The organism is Providencia sp. PROV200, assembly GCF_049901995.1.
GTDB classification, from domain to species: Bacteria; Pseudomonadota; Gammaproteobacteria; order Enterobacterales; family Enterobacteriaceae; genus Providencia; species Providencia rettgeri_E.
This window is the reverse complement of the sequence record NZ_CP096307.1, coordinates 2,825,506-2,840,289: the sequence shown is the minus strand read 5'-3', so window position 1 is coordinate 2,840,289 and position 14,784 is coordinate 2,825,506. Positions and strand designations below refer to the sequence as shown.

Annotated in this window: 21 protein-coding genes and 1 pseudogene; 10 read left to right on the top strand and 12 right to left on the bottom strand. The window is 39.7% G+C overall.

Annotated features, from left to right (window positions below; all coding sequences use genetic code 11):
- Window positions 1-196: 196 nt before the first annotated feature.
- The 4 genes and pseudogenes from M1E86_RS13150 to M1E86_RS13135 all read left to right on the top strand — a co-directional run.
- Window positions 197-400: pseudogene (locus M1E86_RS13150) on the top strand (transposase); the annotation flags it as partial.
- 71 nt (window positions 401-471) lie between these two features.
- A complete protein-coding gene (locus M1E86_RS13145; protein WP_319863173.1) occupies window positions 472-1,200 on the top strand; it encodes a hypothetical protein in 729 nt (242 codons plus the stop codon).
- 57 nt (window positions 1,201-1,257) lie between these two features.
- Complete coding sequence (locus M1E86_RS13140; protein ID WP_319863175.1) at window positions 1,258-1,857, top strand: RHS repeat-associated core domain-containing protein; 600 nt, start codon at window positions 1,258-1,260, stop codon at window positions 1,855-1,857.
- Window positions 1,858-1,978: 121 nt separating this feature from the next.
- Window positions 1,979-2,260 (top strand): hypothetical protein, encoded by a 282-nt coding sequence (locus tag M1E86_RS13135; RefSeq protein ID WP_213914362.1) that lies wholly within the window; start codon window positions 1,979-1,981, stop codon window positions 2,258-2,260.
- A 305-nt stretch (window positions 2,261-2,565) separates the two neighbouring features.
- Here the strand turns inward: M1E86_RS13135 and M1E86_RS13130 are convergent, their stop codons facing one another.
- The 11 genes from M1E86_RS13130 to M1E86_RS13080 all read right to left on the bottom strand — a co-directional run bounded on the left by M1E86_RS13130 (window position 2,566) and on the right by M1E86_RS13080 (window position 9,796).
- Window positions 2,566-3,513 (bottom strand): DUF2971 domain-containing protein, encoded by a 948-nt coding sequence (locus M1E86_RS13130; protein WP_213914330.1) that lies wholly within the window; start codon window positions 3,511-3,513, stop codon window positions 2,566-2,568.
- Between the two features lie 133 nt (window positions 3,514-3,646).
- Window positions 3,647-4,822, bottom strand: coding sequence for a site-specific integrase (locus M1E86_RS13125; protein WP_213914329.1), 1,176 nt, complete (start codon window positions 4,820-4,822; stop codon window positions 3,647-3,649).
- Entirely contained in the window at window positions 4,777-4,986 is a 210-nt protein-coding gene (locus M1E86_RS13120) for an excisionase (RefSeq protein WP_068445436.1), read from the bottom strand. Before M1E86_RS13120 ends, M1E86_RS13125 begins: the two co-directional genes overlap by 46 nt.
- A 44-nt stretch (window positions 4,987-5,030) precedes the next feature.
- The gene (locus M1E86_RS13115; protein ID WP_068445434.1) at window positions 5,031-5,237 is read right to left on the bottom strand and encodes a hypothetical protein; all 207 of its coding nucleotides are present in this window, start codon (window positions 5,235-5,237) and stop codon (window positions 5,031-5,033) included.
- A gap of 68 nt (window positions 5,238-5,305) precedes the next feature.
- Complete coding sequence (locus M1E86_RS13110; protein WP_213914328.1) at window positions 5,306-5,527, bottom strand: hypothetical protein; 222 nt, start codon at window positions 5,525-5,527, stop codon at window positions 5,306-5,308.
- Window positions 5,528-5,862: 335 nt separating this feature from the next.
- Window positions 5,863-6,456 carry an HNH endonuclease signature motif containing protein gene (locus M1E86_RS13105; protein WP_213914327.1) on the bottom strand — a complete coding sequence of 198 codons (594 nt, stop codon included), beginning with the start codon at window positions 6,454-6,456 and terminating at the stop codon, window positions 5,863-5,865.
- Entirely contained in the window at window positions 6,453-6,683 is a 231-nt protein-coding gene (locus tag M1E86_RS13100) for a hypothetical protein (protein ID WP_163761993.1), read from the bottom strand. The genes M1E86_RS13105 and M1E86_RS13100 overlap by 4 nt, the downstream gene beginning before the upstream one ends.
- 25 nt (window positions 6,684-6,708) lie before the next feature.
- Window positions 6,709-6,885: a hypothetical protein gene (locus M1E86_RS13095; RefSeq protein ID WP_165568298.1), complete on the bottom strand. Its 177-nt coding sequence runs from the start codon at window positions 6,883-6,885 to the stop codon at window positions 6,709-6,711.
- 44 nt (window positions 6,886-6,929) lie between these two features.
- Window positions 6,930-7,430: a siphovirus Gp157 family protein gene (locus tag M1E86_RS13090; RefSeq protein ID WP_042844832.1), complete on the bottom strand. Its 501-nt coding sequence runs from the start codon at window positions 7,428-7,430 to the stop codon at window positions 6,930-6,932.
- Window positions 7,430-9,451 carry a hypothetical protein gene (locus M1E86_RS13085; protein ID WP_213914326.1) on the bottom strand — a complete coding sequence of 674 codons (2,022 nt, stop codon included), beginning with the start codon at window positions 9,449-9,451 and terminating at the stop codon, window positions 7,430-7,432. Before M1E86_RS13085 ends, M1E86_RS13090 begins: the two co-directional genes overlap by 1 nt.
- 12 nt (window positions 9,452-9,463) lie before the next feature.
- Window positions 9,464-9,796 carry a hypothetical protein gene (locus M1E86_RS13080; protein ID WP_181468555.1) on the bottom strand — a complete coding sequence of 111 codons (333 nt, stop codon included), beginning with the start codon at window positions 9,794-9,796 and terminating at the stop codon, window positions 9,464-9,466.
- A gap of 555 nt (window positions 9,797-10,351) precedes the next feature.
- Here M1E86_RS13080 and M1E86_RS13075 point away from each other — a divergent pair.
- Window positions 10,352-10,552, top strand: a complete 201-nt coding sequence (locus tag M1E86_RS13075) for a hypothetical protein (protein ID WP_004912086.1) — start codon at window positions 10,352-10,354, stop codon at window positions 10,550-10,552.
- Window positions 10,553-10,600: 48 nt separating this feature from the next.
- Here M1E86_RS13075 and M1E86_RS13070 read toward each other — a convergent pair whose 3' ends face one another.
- A complete protein-coding gene (locus tag M1E86_RS13070; protein WP_166264695.1) occupies window positions 10,601-11,275 on the bottom strand; it encodes an XRE family transcriptional regulator in 675 nt (224 codons plus the stop codon).
- A gap of 101 nt (window positions 11,276-11,376) precedes the next feature.
- Between M1E86_RS13070 and M1E86_RS13065 the strand changes: the two genes are divergently transcribed.
- The 5 genes from M1E86_RS13065 to M1E86_RS13045 all read left to right on the top strand — a co-directional run bounded on the left by M1E86_RS13065 (window position 11,377) and on the right by M1E86_RS13045 (window position 14,705).
- Window positions 11,377-11,586 (top strand): helix-turn-helix domain-containing protein, encoded by a 210-nt coding sequence (locus M1E86_RS13065; RefSeq protein ID WP_004912081.1) that lies wholly within the window; start codon window positions 11,377-11,379, stop codon window positions 11,584-11,586.
- A gap of 67 nt (window positions 11,587-11,653) precedes the next feature.
- Window positions 11,654-12,109, top strand: coding sequence for a toxin YdaT family protein (locus M1E86_RS13060; RefSeq protein WP_213914325.1), 456 nt, complete (start codon window positions 11,654-11,656; stop codon window positions 12,107-12,109).
- Between the two features lie 17 nt (window positions 12,110-12,126).
- Entirely contained in the window at window positions 12,127-12,351 is a 225-nt protein-coding gene (locus M1E86_RS13055) for a hypothetical protein (RefSeq protein ID WP_163761996.1), read from the top strand.
- A gap of 1 nt (window position 12,352) precedes the next feature.
- Complete coding sequence (locus M1E86_RS13050) at window positions 12,353-13,297, top strand: replication protein (protein ID WP_198633277.1); 945 nt, start codon at window positions 12,353-12,355, stop codon at window positions 13,295-13,297.
- Window positions 13,287-14,705, top strand: coding sequence for a replicative DNA helicase (locus M1E86_RS13045; protein WP_198633278.1), 1,419 nt, complete (start codon window positions 13,287-13,289; stop codon window positions 14,703-14,705). Before M1E86_RS13050 ends, M1E86_RS13045 begins: the two co-directional genes overlap by 11 nt.
- The last annotated feature ends 79 nt before the right edge of the window (window positions 14,706-14,784 follow it).

Below are 14,784 nucleotides of genomic sequence, written 5' to 3'. Positions count from 1 at the left end.
ACGGAAAACCTCGGTTCAGGAACGGCCTTAACAGTTACCAATGCTTATATCATGCTGATGGGATGGTATCGAATTAGTTAATTGAAATGGGGCAATTGCCCCATTTCATATTTAATGATGAGTAATTATATCATTAGGTAATTTATCAAAACTGACCCTAAAATAAGACAGCTATAATTAGATTTTCTGCTCTAAAATTTGCAGAGGTCATGATGAAAAAGCCCGTTTTACTGAAACTCAAATTGTTAATATTTTAAAACTCGCTGATTCAGGTATGAAAGTGGAAGATATTTGCCGCTAAAATGGGATCAGTAACGCTACTTATTATAACTGGAAATCAAAGTATGGTGGTATGGAAGCTAATGATGTTAAAAGATTAAAAGAGCTTGAAGATGAAAATTAACCCAATCAATCGACCCTGAAAACCAATCGACCTGTTTTGATTGGGATAAAGATTTCGCCTTTCCGACCGTGCAAACCTTGCCTAATGGGGCCGCGTGGCACTGGGAATACACGGATAAAGGCGATGTACGTCGTGTGATTGACCCTTTAGGGCATGTGACGACCTTTGCATGGGACGAATTCGGTAATTGTGTTGGTCAAATGGATGCTAAAGGGAATGAGACACACTACTGCTATAATCCAAGTGGACAACTGACTCGCCAATCCGATTGTTCGGGTTACCCAACGACGTTGACCTATGATGATTGGGGTCAGCTGAAAAGCATCACCAATGCCCTCAATGAAACCACCACCTATACTTTCAGTGACGCCGGACTGCTGATTACCGAACGCTTACCCGACGCGACAGAGAACCGATATGAGTATGATGCGGCAGGCCAACTTATTTGTATCAAGGATGCGGGTGACAAGCATATATTACTCAAGCGTAATCGTCGTGGTCAAGTAATTGCGCGTCGTGACCCCGCTGGTCATTGGTTATACTTTCATTATGATGCACTTGGGCGAATGAAGGCGTTAGAAAACGAGAAAAACGAGCAGTACCATTTTACCTACGATGCCCTTCACCGTTTAACACAGGAGCAAGACCTCCTCGGCCAACAAAAATACTATCAGTACGATGAAGCGGCCAACTTACTCAAGGATAATCAACAGGTTGTAGCCCATAACCAAGTGCAACACAGCGACCAATATGACTATCGCTATGATGGTTTTGGGCGGATGGTGTCACGTTGTTAAAAAGTCAGCACGGCAGGGCAGCGTTATCATTACGACAGCGAGCACCGGATTATCGCGGTGGATATCAACCAAGGCCCGCTTAGTTATGAACGTGCCGAATACCGTTACGATATCTTAGGTCGGCGTATCGAAAAGCGCTTATGGAAAGCCAGCGCGATTGCGAATACAACCACGTACCACACCCGTGAACCGGATGAAATTCAGACATTTGGTTGGGTGGGTATGCAACTTGTGCATGAACACAGTAGCGCAAAGCCTCACACTACGGTTTATCATGCCTATAATGATGGCAGCTATACATCATTAGCGCGTATTGAATGCACGGATACAAAAATCCATCCACAGCAAAACATTTATTATTCTCACTGTGGCTTAAACGGTTTGCCCGAAGTCCTCACCAATGCGGACGGCAATATCGTCTGGCAAGGGCAATATAGGGTATGGGGAAATCTCCAGCGACAAGTACGCCCAAATAATGAATTTGACAGTGAACAGAATCTGCGTTTTCAGGGGCAATATTTCGACAAAGAAACCGGGTTGCACTATAATACCTTCCGCTACTATGCCCCAGATTTAGGCCGCTTTACCCAGCAAGACCCGATAGGGCTGATGGGCGGGTTAAATCTGTATCAGTATGCTCCGAATCCGGTGGGTTGATCCTTGGGGGCATCATGTTCATGGAAAGGTCAGATTTAAAAATAATTCGAGTTATGATCCTAAAAAAGGTTTTTCAATAAGTCAGGATTATAGGGATCAGCAAGGGTGGAGTTATCAAGACATGACTAACTATCAACATTCAGCCTTTACTGATTTAGCCAAAAGAGGTCGTCCAAATACCTTGGCTGAACACACGAAAATAGCTGTAGATGCCCTTAAGGCTGGCGGTGCTACTACTAAACTGGCAAGAGTATCACGCCAAAAAGTAGATGAAGGTACTGAATATATGGATGTTTATGGTGGTTGGCATAAAGAATTAACACTTAAACCATTTTATAAAGATGTCCGTGCTAATCCTACTTATAACCTAGATGCAGTAAGGGATACACATATACCATATTAATTAAAAGGTATGGTAATTCATGGATATTGAAAAGATAATTATAGCTGTCTTATTTTAGGGGAAGTGGACAGTGTCTAGTCCAACTGATTTTGCTAACTTCCTGTTTTTAAACCTGTTTTCCTATCGCTGACCCACCAAATTGCTGGCGGGAGTTGAACCCGAGTCCGTAATTTTTTAATTAATTGATTATGAAGGGGTGTTTTTACTGAACTTCAATCATGTGCACTAGACGTGCACATTGAGGTCAATGGGGTGGCTTATTAAAGTATCTGAGTATTACAATACCATTGAGAGTGATACTTACATTAAGGTGTCTTTCTGATTATTCCACCATGATTTTTTAAGTAGCTTTCTAATATTCCTGCTCTATCGAGCATTCTAAATGAATTACGATATGCAGCATCATTTCTTTCCTTTTGTGTGATACTGCACCATGAACAAATTTTTTGCTCTGGACTTACAGGCTCAAAGCATTTTTTGCATGAGCTTTTCTGTTTTTTAATAGCAAATCCATTGAATATTAAAGTTTTATTTTTATCATCAATTAAATAAGGCGTGGATGTACTTTTACCAATAATCATTTGATATATCTTGCATTGAGCTAGTTTGCTTACTTTAGTAAGTTTATTTTTTAATTCAGAATCAGCTTTTGGCCCAATTATTATTGATTTTATACAGTTTAAGGGGACTGCTAAAATCATTAACTTATCGTTTGGTTTTATAAGCGCATCATCGCTCAATATTAACCGTCGTTCTAGCTCATAATTCCAACATGTTTTTTTTCTAAGGTACGCAGAAATACGAATTAATCTCTGCAAGTAAGCAATGTAACGAGGTTTACATATATGATATGCACGTTGTACATATTGTTCTATTTCTTCACTTGGAGTGTCGTAATATTGCACATCATTAATACTGCTGACGTTTTCAAAACCTATACTTGATATATGAGACATGAGTTTTTCTTCATCGATTTCGATGACAAAGCCTGCGGAATTATTTGCGTAATGAGCCCACATAGGAATATTTATAGGGCTTTTTGAAAAACAGCTTACTGGTTGCTTTTGGATCATACTAATCATTTCATTATAAAAAGCTAATTCTTGTGCAGACCTTTGATAGCTAATAGTTAAAAAAAACTCATAAGGGTCATTGTACTCGTGAAGATGAGAAAATTTAATGCTAAAATTATTATCATCTACTAATAATACATCAGCAACGTCCGCACTCATGTACTTATATAAATTAGCCATAAAACTATCCTTGCAATTAAGTATATTGTGTTAATAATAAAATAATTATTTTTACAACTATAAAATCAAGCACATCACTATTTCTTATGATTATTGTAATATATTAATATTATTTTACAATTGGGAGGTTAGTTTAGGAATGCTCTTTAGCATTAATTATAACACTCCCATCATACTCTTTAAGATACCCCCCATAATGCCTAAACAGCATCTCAGGTCCTTTATGTCCCATTTGCCCTGCTAGCCAAAACAGATTAGCCCCTTGGCTGATATGCCTCGTAGCAAAGGTATGTCTTGTTTGATAAGGATTACGATATCGAATACCCGCTTTTTTCAGCGTTGGCACCCATGCTTTCTTTCTGATTGCATCAGCACCTGCCCAAGCTTTATTTGTTTTCGGGTCCTCGAAAATTACACCGTCTTTCATAAATGTGAATTGCTTTTGGTCATTCAGAGCGTTCATGGCCTCACTATTTAATTCAACTTTTCTGGTGCCGGCTTTCGTTTTGGTTTTCTTAATAACACCGACGACGCTGGCGGATTGCACGTGTGCAGTATTTTCTATGAAATCTATATCGCTCCATCTCAAAGCACATAATTCAGAGCTTCTTAAGCCAGTATTAATGGAGAACTGGAATAAGTTTTTCAATTGCTCATATTTTGCCGCAGCGAGTAGGGCAGAGACTTCTTTAGGCGATAAAGGATCAACGATATAACTGCTTTCATTGTCACTGTTATTTGATTGATATCTTGACGCGGATACAAGGCTAACTGGGTTAATTGAGACAATCCCATCCGTAATGGCTTCATCTAACGAGCTACGTAAGAAAGAGAGCTGGTTACGGATGGTTTTTAATACTGTCGTTTGTTTTTGTATCCAGTTTTTAAGAATAGCCGGTGTCAGTGATGAAACATGTAATTGGTGCAAATCAGACAGTGCACTTTTGCATTTTTTATAACCGCCAATCGTTGAGGGCGATAAATTTCGAGTTTTGCAAATAACTAAATATTCTTCCAAATAATCAATCACTCTTTTTTCGCGATTATTAACGCCAAAGAGTATTAGTTTTTTAGAGTTAGGAAAATATTTAGCGTAATTAAACGTGCCTTTTTCAATGTTATTTTGAATTTCAGCGAGTAGTCTTTCAGCGTATTTAATGTTTTTATTATCGACAGTTAATCTAGAGAGAGGCTCTCTACAGAGCGCCCCTCTATAAGTAAACGTGATAACAATAGTTTGGCTGGTTTTGTTGTTACGAACTGTCACCCCTCTTGGTAGTGCGTAGCCTGTTTGTTTTTTCGCGCCCACTTATTCACCTCTGCAATATCAATCCAACGTTCTTTTGAACCTTCAACTTTTAAAACATGCACACCGACTATCCAATATTGCCGTTGTATACGCTTATTAATGGACTCTGGTGTTTCTCCGTACATATTGCAGTATGCGGAAATAGGCAAACATTCATATAACATAACTTCCTCCTATATCCGCTTGCTTAATGTCGCGGGGAAATAAATCATAGCCTTCTGTGATATTTTGTCTCATCTTGGTCTTGCCTCATCATTAATAAAATAAGTTGGTCAGCAATGTTGCAGGCATGCTTGATATCAGCTTCAGTACATGGTCTGTTTTTTACACTGGCAGCTAACTTGCCTAACTTAATATCAAACTCAGTTAATAATTGTTCCTTGGGTTCCCAAGGGGTTAATTGTGGTTGTTTCATGGTGGTTATCCTTTGGTTTTGAATAAACCACCATGCTAATAATAAATATAAAATAAAACTGATTATGCTTAATCAAAAATTATTTCTCTGGCTCGAATCATTGCATCTGCCATTTTATAGGCTTGCTTAGCGTATAAGTCAAAATCACCTTTGCACTCTTCAAATACAACTGGGCCATTTAACGTAATGATTATTGCTGGCATTAGTTTAGCAGCAAAGTAATCTCGGTCTGTTATCTCTAATTCTGTATGTTTAATGTTACATTCGGGTGTAATATTATTTTTTTCCATAATTAACCTCGGTAGAGATAATTTCATCAATTAGATAACATTCAGACAAAATACCTTGTTGAGTCAGGGTATCTTTATCAATCAGGCAATTTTGTTCGTCGGGATATGTATATCCGTAAGGCTTATATAAACAGTCCGTACCACTACAAATTAGCAAAAATAAACCATAAATCATTGTTTACTCCTTTGTAGTTCTGCTTGAGTAGGTTGAATTTCAATTTTGATTGATGAGGGTAAGTCATAAGAGACTTTGCAACGTCTATCAGTTGAAATAAAACCGTACGATCCATCGGGCAGGGTGATTTTTACTTCCTGGTCTTTTTGATGTTCGTGTCTTAGCATTGGTCTTGCCTCTTGGTTTCTATACCTCTAATCGCAATCTTTATTTTGGCCAATTGTAAGACTGCATCTTTATATTCAGGGGGAGCACCTGAGAAAAAACGATTAATAACTCCGTGTTCTGATCTTGTAATAGCCATTAAATTATCAATGCTGCAATTCAGTGGGTTGCAATCGATGAATTTAATAATATGTCCTTTTGGAACAGGGCCGTTATGTTTCTCCCATACTAGAATATGTTTATGTTTCCATTTTCTAGGGTGTCCGATTTTGACTTTAATGTATCCATCAGTAGTAATAACCTCGGTACCAATAGGTTGGTAATTATGAGGTATATTGTTCTTTTTGAATGATCCTGAGTTAGCCCCCTTTAACCCTTTTTTCCCTTTATTAGCAGGCACATTCCCTTTAGGAAAAGTACCTGATCTTCCCGTTTTTAATTTCAGGCGTTTACGAAATCCATTTATTTCGTCTTTGGTACGAGAAACATTAAATGCTTGATTAAAAGCATCCGTTAATTCAGGTAAAGGGAGTAAATAATGCTTACGCATCCATCCACACATTTTATCTGTATGTACAAAGCGGCTCATGATTTAACTTCCAAGTACTTTGGTGGCTTTCTCACTTTGTCGTTATAAGCGAGACGTTGAACATTGATTGCTAGTTGGCCATTACTGATTATTTGTGAGGCAACGGCTGATAATGCCTTAGCACGATTTATCTCGGCTTTAAGTTCATTATCTTTCAGGTCTTCATCAGATAAACGTTCTAATTGAGCAAATAAATGATTGTGTAAATCTTCTAAATTATTTTTCATAATCAATACTCCGTGACATGTCACGCTAGTGCATGACTGTGTTAACAGGGCAGTCAAACTGGATCATTACTGCTTTTTGTATTTGAGTAAGGGTTTGTTTTTCTTGTTGAGTCACGTTCTCGGTTGCGGCCGTTGACCACTCAACGCTGCATTTATTGTTAGTTTCATCGTGAGTGATGATGACTTCTAATTTCATGGCCATAAAAATATCTCCTGATATGCGCCCATTGCTGAGCGCAATATTGATTAACGAACCATTAATGAACGGTCACCGACTTCTAAGTGAGCACCAGGTATTTCAATACCGTTTTCAATCGCTTCTTTAATCCGTTTTTTATCGGGGGCAGTGATGGTCTGAACATCCACTAATTCATCGGGCAAAGCTGCTTCATTATCGATAATGACGCGCACAACACCGGCACGAGCCGTAAAGGTATTTTTCGTGGTTTTTAACTTGTCTTTGCCGGATGTTAACAAGCAATCCAATGCATATTTTTTCAGGTTCTTAACTTGGTTTTCGAATGATTTTTTACGATCAGCCAAGCGTTTAGATTCTTCATCCAGCGTTTTGGCTTGCCCCTCTAAATTACGGGCATGAAGCATAATTGCATCCAGTTTATCACCTAGTTCACACTCGATGCCCTCTAATGTATCGGCAACATCTTCTGCAGTGAATTCACCTGTTTCGACGAGTTGTTGTAATTTGCTGTAGTCAGCAGCCATTGCAATAGCAGTTGTCTTGGTCATTAGATTGCCTCTTCTTTTTGTTTCAGTTGGTCTAAACACTCTTTTTCAATTTCATTTAGCCGGCGCAAACGGCCGTTTAAATATTTTTCATATTCACTGTCGCCACGTTGTTTAGCCAACTTGGCATGCGTTGAAATTTCACGGGTAAGGGTTGATGTGATACCCCGTAATTCGTTTGGCGTCACCGCACTGCGCATAGTTTCAGTGTGTCGCGTGAACTTCTCATCTAACTCTTTGCGAATGCGGGTAGCATCTTCAGCGTTATCGCTGGCGGCTTTGATTTCATACTCGAGCTTATTGCTTGCAACATATTCAGGGTTATCATGCATACCCATGAATACATCAGAACTAAAGCCAAGCATAGATAAGGCTTTTTTGATTGCATCGGTGAGAGATTTCTTAATGGCTTCACCATCAACTTTCATGCCGTATTGAGTTTGGTACCGATAAGGGGTGGCGCCATAACTTTCAAATTCGCCACGGGTTTCACATTCTATGATGTACCAAAAACGGATTTTGATTGAATGGTTTTGTTCGCAGAATAATGAGCCGTCACCATCACGTAAGAATCTAGTCGCGACTTGTTTGTTTCGCTCATCAAGAACAGGTTCTACAAGTGGCTTTCCATCAATCAGTTTTTCTTCAATAACTTCATATCCCCAACCTTCGCCAATAGGGCCGAATATCTCGGTAGCACGCATGAACATGTAAGTACTGTTTATGCTAGTGCCAACGAACCCCATACCTTCTAAAGGCTTGGTAAAACGTGCATCGGTACGTTGTACACGCTTCCAAATGCTGAGATTATCGCTATCGCCTTTATTAAGAACTTCATCTAATACAGAGGCGCGGTGTTGGAAATCATCTTGTTGAACATTGACGACCTCAACTGCAGGCTCAATATGCTGGTTAACTACCGGTATTTGAGCTTGTTCGGTTTCTACGATAACTTCCTTCACAGGCTCTTTTTCTGTTTTAGCCGGTGAATCTTTTTTCTTACTCGAGCGCTTTGGTTTTTCTGATTTAGCCGGCTCAATATCCTCTTTTGTTGTTTCATCGTTAGCCGGCTTAGTATCCAAATTATCAACCGCAAAACGGCCACTACCGAGTGAGGTTATCTTGGGGCTATTGGTACCAAGTTTTGAATCGATAAACGCTTTACGAGCATTCGCATCATCAAATAGTTCAGGCTTCTCGCGTGCTTCTGTTACTAGTGCAAATATGTTTTCACGTGGGATATCTAGAACGCTAGGGAATGTACGCAAATCCATAGATAAGCGTTTCCAAGGTTTATCTTCAGTGCTGATTAGTTCTTTTGCTTTACGAATATCTGCACTTTTTGCATCGCTTGGTTTAATGTCCAAGAGTGCGAGGGCAATTTCGAGATCAAGTGCGGCATAATCACGTTTAAGGACAGGCTCATCTTCAACAGGAGGAAGTTCAGGTTCCTCGGTTAACCAACTTTCACCAAGCGCCTTAGCATCTTCGATGGTGACATTATCATCAGCATGCTCATAAACCGCCTGTGCAATTTCCATTGTTTCATCGGCATCCATTAATGAAACTTTGGTGATTTCAGCAAGGCCAGTAGCAATATTACGAACTTTCGGGTCCTCTGTACTTTCATTGAGATACTTCAATGTGAAAGTGTATTGCTTATCAGTAATTTGAGTTTTACCAAACATCAGCAAAGCAGCTACGCGAGGTTTAGTAGCAAGCTTTTTAAATTCTTTATACTTAACTGGTTGCCATTTCTCACCGTCAAACTCATTTTCAACAGCAAATTTTTCATCGAACTGATCGAGTGCAGGGCGGGGGGAACCTACAGCGTCTTCACAAATGATAGGCTCATCAACGTTGAAGTTATCCATCGAATCAGGGAAAACCTCAGATAGCTTAATCATTGCAGTTGCAGCAGCAATTTTAGCATTTGCAGCATTGAGAGCTATTGTTAACGGTACTGCACCGTTGTTAGTGCGAGCCTCGGTCGTAGGCTCAAATACACAGATAAAAGTTGTCATTGGTCTTGCCTCTTAATAAGGGATTTGTTCGTCAGTTTTAGAAATGGGCTTGCCCTCTAAGCAGAGAAGCATTTGGATCTGGTCTTCCAGTAAGCTTGATTTCACCTGCGCATCAGCAAGAATTTTGTTTTGCTCGGCTTTGAGTGAATCAATCTCTAATTGAACTAGCTCAGTGTTTGACGGAGCAGTAAAGGGAATGTCGATAGTATGCTCAGCAATGACAAAGCCTAAACCAGATTCAATATCATATTTGAATGGATAAGGGCGGTATTTGTATGAGCCGTCAAATTGCTTTTGTGCGTGGATATAAAGCGTAACACTTAGGGTTTTAGGTTGTGCTTTCATAGCAGCTCCTTTAAAATAGTGGTGATCAGTGATTTATCATTGGTCTTGCCTCTTCTAGCGTTTGGTCGCGCTAGTAGAACTCTCGGTTAGCTTTGGTCGGCGACCCGAGGTAAAAGAACCCACTTCGGTGGGTTTTTTTACGTCTGTAAATCAATACCCGTCTTTCCGAGCTGTCAGGTCTTGCCTTGTAGCTTTGGTCTATAACTAATTAAATTCCCTGGTACTGCAAAAATTCGCTGTCATGTCGTGGTAATCATGAAAGGTCGTGATGAGAGCTTTGGTTCTCCTCCGACATAACAGCAAAACTAAATTTGGTTTGAACACCTATCAAAACACTTGCTGTATTTGTTTCGATGCATGCAATGATATGCATTAAACGCATATGCGTCAAGCGCATATTTGCGTGATAGGCATAATTAATTAGGGTTTTATTCGCATCGATATGATTCTTATATAAAAATATTTTCCTTTTGGACGGTTAATATTGTATTTTTACTATTAATTGAATGAAAATTAATCTTAAATAACTAATGGGAAATTTAATCGAGGTGGTATATGAACTTGGATGAAGAAAAAATAAGACATGTGGTATCTGAGGTAGGTCAGGCAACTATTCGGTTACTAATGAATAGTGAAACTATAACTAAAGAAATGTTAATTGATGAACTAGAACGCTATAGAAAAGAGGTGACAAACACCTTACATAAAGGTGCGTTACGCGACGCAGCTCAAGTAGTTAGAAGTATTAAATCATAATGAACAAAACAAAGCCCTCGGTACAATATGCACGGAGGGCTAGAATGCTTATTTAACTAAAGGAGGGACAAGGGTTAGTGGTTGTTCTCTATCACATTTATCTATATATTTCGTGGGCTTAACTATGGCCGAAACGTAGTGCATTTTATCTACTTGGCTAGGCTCTAGTGTTATTGGTTTGTGAGCATTATTAATACTAGTGAATTGGTAGTCACCGTCTCTTGTTTTGTTAAAAATCTTTATCATGTTATGACCTTCGACAGTTCTAACAAACACTTCATCACCAGTCCTGACATTTGTATTTGGCTCAACAACGACATATTCTCCCGATTGTATCCGAGGCCACATACTATCACCTCTGACTTTTAGTCCATAAGCTTCCTTGTCATCGCTGTATATCTTTAACCAGCCATTATGGGATTCAATCATATCCACTGCGCCATCAACACCAAGAAATGCCTCACCTATAACTTGGACCATCCCTGATGGAACTTTGCCAATATATTCAATATCATCTGATTGAGTTGGGGTTTCAGAAAAAAGTTCTGAAACAGTAACTCCTAATGCTGATGCAATTTTTACCAAGGTGTTTTCGCTATAGCCTTGAACATTTCTTTCGAGCCGAGAGATATTGCCCACATCGCTATTAATAGCGGTGGCTAAATCAAGGATTGTCATTCCTTTACTTTTGCGAATTTCTCTGATCTTTGTTCCAATTTTCATTCTGTTATTCAACTTTATTTATGCGTATCACACAAAGCGTATTGCGCATATTTGATTGTGTGTTAATATGCGCAGTACGCATTAAAAATTAAGGGGCGGTTATGCAAACACCATTAAGAAGAATTCGTATTGAAAAGCAGCTGACTATTTCTGAAGTTGCAAATGCAATTAATTGCGATGTGGGAAATTTAAGCCGATTGGAGCGAGGTGCTCAAGCCGCCTCATTAGAATTGGCTGAAAAGCTTGTAAAATTTTATGGCGAAAAAATCACAGAAATGCAAATTCTATATCCTAAACGGTACATGAAATAACATTACCAAATAACGATTTTAAAAACTGATTCTTAATAATCAATTTTGCGACAGGAGACGCGAGTAGATGAATTTTGATATCGATATTGTCCGATCCGAAATTGAAGATTGGGCGGCGGAGCAAGGTCAAGAGCATGTAGCTATTGAAGTTAGCCGTGCTTATTTACTCATTGTAAAAAACAGGTCACAAGGGCGTTTGCATGTGATTGAAGACGAATCGGGTAGGGCTGATTGGAAAGCGATTAATAATAACCGGCAACAGATATTTCGTTGGTTGCGTGGTGATTCTCCCGCATCTATCAGAAAAATAGCTGAGTTAATGCCGGCAATAGAAATTGCACTACCGGCTTCACGACTCGCCCGGGTTCGAGGTGATACAAAAAATTACCTAGCTTCAATTGCAATACAGCGATTTGCCGAGGCAATTAGCGAAATTTTATTAGAGGGTCGTGACATGTCACACCATATTAATAATGCAGTCATTGCGTTAAATGCGATACCACGCCAGACCAGCGTGCATTAATTCAAGAGGCAAGACCAATGCTAAGAACAATTGAGAAAATTACCTATCGCAATGGTTTTTTGTTGAACGGAAAACCGGCTGATAGAGAGAAAGTCGAAGACGTTTTCGAAGGTAGAAGAGCAGCTGCTCTGAGCGTTTGGGAGCAGTACGAACAACAGAAAAAAAAGCTGCTGTCGAAAAAGCTGACACCTGAGCAATACCAGAACGCCTGCCGTGATATAGCCAAAGCACTGGGGGTATAAAGTGAATAATTCATTGATGACAGAAACCGTTAATCAAATAGGGCGCATGAACATCACGGGTAATGTGATCCCTGCGAACTGGTGGCATCACATCAAAATGCCAAGTGGCAAGCCTGATAATATTGGGATCATATTGCTTTCAGAAATTATTTACTGGTACCGGCCAGCGGAAATTCGGGATGAGTTTACTGGCGAACTTCAAGGGTGGCGCAAGCGGTTTCAAAGCGATAAGTTGCAACGTAGCTATCAATCATTTGCGGATCAATTTGGCTTTACAAAACGGGAAGTCACCGAAGCGATAAAACGGTTGAAAGCAAAAGGTGTTATTACACTCGAATTTCGTACGATTAATACAGTAAGTGGACCGTGCAACAATGTGGTATTTATTGAGCCTGTTGTTGAATGTATTCATGAAATAACAAACTCTATCCCATTGATTAATAATCAAACAAAAATAGAGTCTGTTTCTGTGACAGGTCTCACTTCTAAACGTGATAGGGGGTACGTTGAAACGGGACAGCCCCCACATACAGAAGTGATAGCCCCCACTTCTAAACGTGAGACAAATACAGAGATTACTACAGAGACTACTACAGAGATTATTGATGGTACGTCAGGTGAACCTGACGACAACAAACCATCGCCAAAAATTAAATTAAATTATGAAAAAATTATCGATTCATATCACGAAATTTTACCTGATATGCCAGCTATCAAAGTGTTGACTGATGAGCGTAAGCGTAAAATCAAAAACTTTTGGATTAAATTTAAATTCAATCAAGAGCGTTGGGTAAATTATTTATCGTATATCGCAATACATTGCCGGTGGATGATGGAGGATCGTGATAATGGGCGTGGTGGTACATGGCGGCGTAAAAATTTGGATTATTTAGCCACTGAGCGTTGTTATGTTGCCGTCAAGGAGGAACGTGCTAATGACAAATAATCTCTTTGTTCCACCCAATAGCGCTGAAGCTGAGCAAGCTGTGCTAGGTGGCCTTATGATTAGCACTGACGAAGATAAACGTCAGCGAGTTATTTCACTGATAAAACCCGAGTCATTTTATCAATGGGCACACAACCGAATTTTTTCGGAAATCGTAAAGCTAATCAAAACTAACCAGCCTACTGATGTGATTACGGTGAGCGATGCGCTAACAGCGAATGGTGATTTAGACAACGTTGGTGGTTTCGCCTATGTTGCTGAGCTTTGTATGTTACCAACAGCAGCAAACATAGTGAATTATGCACGGATCATCCGTGACAAGGCTATACAGCGTTATGCGATTAACAATCTAAACACCTGCGTCGAAATGTTGATGGCCAATGATGGCCTTGAAGTAAATCATAAATTGGCCAATGTCCAGCTAGTGGTATCAAGCATCATTGAGCATGCTAAAACAGGTAAGAGTAAGGGGCTTAGACCAGCTCGTGATGTAGTAGGCGACTGGGTTGAGGAAGTTGAAAGGCGTTTTGATGATCCGACGAATGCCGCTGGTTTTACTTTAGGTATCGAATCACTTGATGACTTAATGGCTCCCAAGCAAGCGCTAAGAGGATCTCTAATTGTCGTAGGTGCTAGACCTAAAATGGGCAAAACCGCGTTCTACAACCGTGTAGCGACTCATTTTGCTTTAAATCACAGATTACCTACATTGTTATTCAGCCTTGAAATGACTGACCGAGGGATTATTGAGCGCATGATAGCTCAAGAGGGTGGTGTTTCAGCGGATATATTCTATACCGGTGCGCATGATGATATGGAAATGGCTCGAGCATTAGCAAGAGCTGAAGAAATTGCAGAATCCAACATGTATATCGATAGCACTCCTGGTGTTGATTTGCACCATATTATTGCCGAGTGTCGAAAGATAAAAAGAGTTAAAGGGAAAATTGGTCTTATTGCTGTGGATTATCTGACATTAATCAAAGCTGCCCCAGCAGAACGTCGCGATATTGCCTACGGTGACATTACAACGGGTTTAAAAAACTTAGCCAAGGAAATGGATTGTGTAGTCCTGTTACTTACCCAGCTTAACCGTAAACTGGAAGAACGAGCAGATAAACGACCAACACCTGCAGATAGTCGAGATACAGGGCAAATTGAGCAAGATTGTGATGTATGGATAGGCTTATACCGTGATGCGGTTTATAACAACAATGCAGATAAATCGTTAATGGAAATTATTCTTCGCTTAAATCGTGATGGGAATACTGGCACAGCCCACGGGCAACTGGTTAATTCGTACATTAAAAATATTAGCCAAAGCGAAGCGGAAAGGCTGTCAATGAAAGGCCAAGAAAGTAAGCGTAATTACTCACAAAAAGTAACACAAGCTACAGAAGCATTTTAAGTCGTTAATAAGGCTAGACCAAGCCGTGACCATTAATACAGAGGCAGACCAAATGACAATTAAAGACCCAATCACCGGC

Coding starts and splice junctions, on each gene's coding strand:
- M1E86_RS13135 (WP_213914362.1), top strand. CDS start 1,979: ATGACTAACTATCAACATTCAGCCTTTACTGATTTAGCCAAAAGAGGT.
- M1E86_RS13130 (WP_213914330.1), bottom strand. CDS start 3,513: ATGGCTAATTTATATAAGTACATGAGTGCGGACGTTGCTGATGTATTA.
- M1E86_RS13120 (WP_068445436.1), bottom strand. CDS start 4,986: ATGTTATATGAATGTTTGCCTATTTCCGCATACTGCAATATGTACGGA.
- M1E86_RS13115 (WP_068445434.1), bottom strand. CDS start 5,237: ATGAAACAACCACAATTAACCCCTTGGGAACCCAAGGAACAATTATTA.
- M1E86_RS13110 (WP_213914328.1), bottom strand. CDS start 5,527: ATGGAAAAAAATAATATTACACCCGAATGTAACATTAAACATACAGAA.
- M1E86_RS13105 (WP_213914327.1), bottom strand. CDS start 6,456: ATGAGCCGCTTTGTACATACAGATAAAATGTGTGGATGGATGCGTAAG.
- M1E86_RS13100 (WP_163761993.1), bottom strand. CDS start 6,683: ATGAAAAATAATTTAGAAGATTTACACAATCATTTATTTGCTCAATTA.
- M1E86_RS13095 (WP_165568298.1), bottom strand. CDS start 6,885: ATGGCCATGAAATTAGAAGTCATCATCACTCACGATGAAACTAACAAT.
- M1E86_RS13090 (WP_042844832.1), bottom strand. CDS start 7,430: ATGACCAAGACAACTGCTATTGCAATGGCTGCTGACTACAGCAAATTA.
- M1E86_RS13085 (WP_213914326.1), bottom strand. CDS start 9,451: ATGACAACTTTTATCTGTGTATTTGAGCCTACGACCGAGGCTCGCACT.
- M1E86_RS13080 (WP_181468555.1), bottom strand. CDS start 9,796: ATGAAAGCACAACCTAAAACCCTAAGTGTTACGCTTTATATCCACGCA.
- M1E86_RS13075 (WP_004912086.1), top strand. CDS start 10,352: ATGAACTTGGATGAAGAAAAAATAAGACATGTGGTATCTGAGGTAGGT.
- M1E86_RS13070 (WP_166264695.1), bottom strand. CDS start 11,275: ATGAAAATTGGAACAAAGATCAGAGAAATTCGCAAAAGTAAAGGAATG.
- M1E86_RS13065 (WP_004912081.1), top strand. CDS start 11,377: ATGCAAACACCATTAAGAAGAATTCGTATTGAAAAGCAGCTGACTATT.
- M1E86_RS13060 (WP_213914325.1), top strand. CDS start 11,654: ATGAATTTTGATATCGATATTGTCCGATCCGAAATTGAAGATTGGGCG.
- M1E86_RS13055 (WP_163761996.1), top strand. CDS start 12,127: ATGCTAAGAACAATTGAGAAAATTACCTATCGCAATGGTTTTTTGTTG.
- M1E86_RS13045 (WP_198633278.1), top strand. CDS start 13,287: ATGACAAATAATCTCTTTGTTCCACCCAATAGCGCTGAAGCTGAGCAA.